General features: G+C 69.6%; 4 protein-coding genes. 1 reads left to right on the plus strand and 3 read right to left on the minus strand.

Annotated elements, in window-relative coordinates; genetic code table 11:
• A partial coding sequence (gene purQ / locus ACFTZB_RS44970; protein WP_276138190.1) for a phosphoribosylformylglycinamidine synthase subunit PurQ occupies positions 1-677 on the minus strand: 677 nt, incomplete at its 3' end.
• The gene (gene purS / locus ACFTZB_RS44975) at positions 674-913 is read right to left on the minus strand and encodes a phosphoribosylformylglycinamidine synthase subunit PurS (protein WP_005244409.1); all 240 of its coding nucleotides are present in this window, start codon (positions 911-913) and stop codon (positions 674-676) included. The genes purQ and purS, both read right to left, overlap by 4 nt.
• A 131-nt stretch (positions 914-1,044) precedes the next feature.
• Here purS and ACFTZB_RS44980 point away from each other — a divergent pair, with 131 nt between their 5' ends.
• Positions 1,045-1,692, plus strand: a complete 648-nt coding sequence (locus tag ACFTZB_RS44980) for an MBL fold metallo-hydrolase (RefSeq protein ID WP_378442391.1) — start codon at positions 1,045-1,047, stop codon at positions 1,690-1,692.
• A 46-nt stretch (positions 1,693-1,738) separates the two neighbouring features.
• Here the strand turns inward: ACFTZB_RS44980 and ACFTZB_RS44985 are convergent, their stop codons facing one another.
• Positions 1,739-2,443, minus strand: a complete 705-nt coding sequence (locus ACFTZB_RS44985) for a DUF2334 domain-containing protein (RefSeq protein WP_378442393.1) — start codon at positions 2,441-2,443, stop codon at positions 1,739-1,741.
• Positions 2,444-2,545 lie beyond the last annotated feature (102 nt).

The raw sequence follows: 2,545 nt of genomic DNA on the forward strand, positions 1-2,545 counted from the left end.
CAGGCAGAGATGACGCTGTCGAGCACGGAATAGAACATGCCGAGTCCGTCGTCGCTGGGCCCGGTGAGGGCCTCGGTGGCGTGCTCGGGGTGCGGCATGAGGCCTACCACGCGGCCGTTGGCCGAGGAGATGCCGGCGATGCCGCGCTGCGAACCGTTCGGGTTGTCGCCGGCGTAGCGGAACACCACACGGCCCTCACCCTCGAGTTCGTCGAGGACGTTCGCCGACGCCTGGTAGCGGCCCTCGCCGGACTTGAGCGGGACGAGGATCTCGGCGCCCGTCTCGTAGCGGGACGTCCACGCCGTCGACGTGGCCTCGACCTTCAGCCACTCGTCGCGGCAGATGAAGTGCAGGCCCTCGTTGCGGGTGAGCGCGCCGGGCAGCAGGCCCGCTTCGCACAGGACCTGGAAGCCGTTGCAGATACCGAGGACGGGCATGCCGCCCTGCGCGGCCTGGACGACCTTTCCCATGACGGGCGCGAACCGCGCGATGGCGCCGCACCGCAGGTAGTCGCCGTACGAGAAGCCACCGGGGACGATGACGGCGTCGACACCCTTGAGGTCGGCGTCGCCGTGCCACAGGCTCACGGCCTCGCCGCCGGCGAGGGTCACGGCGCGGGCGGCGTCGACGTCGTCGAGGGTGCCGGGGAAGGTGATGACTCCGACGCGGGCGCTCATGCTTCGACGCGCCTCACGGTCCAGTCCTCGATCACCGTGTTGGCCAGCAGGGCCTCGGCGATCTTCTCGAGCTGAGCGTCGTCGACACTGCCGTCGACCTCGAGCTCGAACCGCTTGCCCTGACGGACATCGGAAACTCCAGCGAAGCCGAGCCGCGGCAGCGCTCCGACAATGGCCTGCCCCTGGGGGTCGAGAATCTCGGCCTTGGGCATGACTTCGACGACGACACGGGCCACGTGCTGCTCCTTGTTGTTGTGCGCGAGCCCAGAGTGGAACACCGGGCACCCGGGAGTTTACCGGGCTACCTGCCTGCGGTTCGCATCGGACGAACGGGACGAGCCATGCATGCAGGCGCATACTCGAATTCATGCGACTGACTCACTTCGGCCACAGCTGCGTCCTCGTCGAGTTGAACGGTTCCACCATCCTCTTCGATCCGGGCAACTTCTCGCACGGATTCGAGGGCATCACCGGATTGGACGCGATCCTCGTCACGCACCAGCACCCCGACCACGTCGACCAGCAGCGACTACCCGCCCTCGTGGAGGCGAACCCCGGCGCGGCGCTGTACTCCGACCCGCAGACCGCCGCCCAGCTCGGCGGCGCGTGGACGGGAGTGCACGCCGGCGACGAGTTCGACATCGGCGACGTGCACGTCACCGGCACGGGCGGCAGGCACGCGGTGATCCACCCCGACATTCCCGTGATCGACAACACGGCGTTCCTGCTCGGCGACACCGGCAACCCCGCCCGGCTGATGCACCCCGGCGACTCCCTGTTCGTGCCGGAACAGAAGGTCGACGTGCTGGCCCTGCCCGCCGCGGCGCCGTGGCTGAAGATCTCCGAGGCCATCGACTACCTGCGCGCCGTCGCACCGCGGGTCGCGGTGCCCATCCACCAGGCGATCATCGCGAACGAGGCCACCGGCATCTTCTACGGTCGCTACTCGGACATGGCACCGGAGGGCACGGAGTTCCGCACGATGCCGAGCGAGTCGAGCGTCGAGGTGGCTTGACCTGTGAGTACTTGTTAACCGCCGGCGGTTAACAAGTACTCACGGGTCAGGCGGCACCGATCTGCGAAATCCGCCGCTCCCAGCGGTACACGCCGGGCCGCGCGTCGTGGAAGAGCGCGAGGTCGACGGCGTCGAGCATCGCCTGCCGCGGTCCCGACGTGCCCAGCTGCTTGGCGGTGACGGCGAGACGCACCACTCCGCCGCGTTTGGCGGTGCGTCCGGAGCCCAGGACGAGGGCCCGGCACCACCACGGTTCGGCGCGGAACCCCTCCCCGATCCCCAGCACCCGCGACCGCACCGACGTCCCGCGTTCGAGGTCGTGGATGGCGGTCATCGCGGCGAGCAGCCGGAACCCGGCGGACGGCAGTGCCGCGACGGCGCCCTGCGACGCCAGCCAGCGGGGCGGGGCGAACAGCCTGGTGCGCAGCCCGGTCTGTTCCATCACCCGGTCGGCGGCGAGCAGTCGCAGGCGCGCCTCGTGCTCGGGCAGTGCGGCGAACTCGGCCCGGCGGCGCTTGGTCGCGGCCTGGTCGTATCCGTGCAGGACGACGGCGTCGCCGCGGGATCGGCGCGCACGGAGCCAGTCCTGCGTCGCGGGGTCGTTGACCAGTCGATACTTGTCTTTCAGGCGTGGGGCGACGAGCAGCGACAGCGGCACGCCGCGCGCATCCATCTCCTCGGCGAACGCGGCCGCGAAGTCGCGCGTCTCGTCCTTGATCCCCGACACCGACACGATCAGCTGTCCGGTCATGGGTCCCAGCGTGACAGGTGAACGTGAACAGGGGGCAAAGCTCGTGCGCCTTTCCGGTAGTGGGAGCTACAGGAAAGGCGCACGAGCGGCGGAGCAGCCTAC

The sequence above is a fragment of the Rhodococcus sp. NPDC057014 genome, assembly GCF_042673295.1.
Taxonomy (GTDB): domain Bacteria; phylum Actinomycetota; class Actinomycetes; order Mycobacteriales; family Mycobacteriaceae; genus Rhodococcus_F.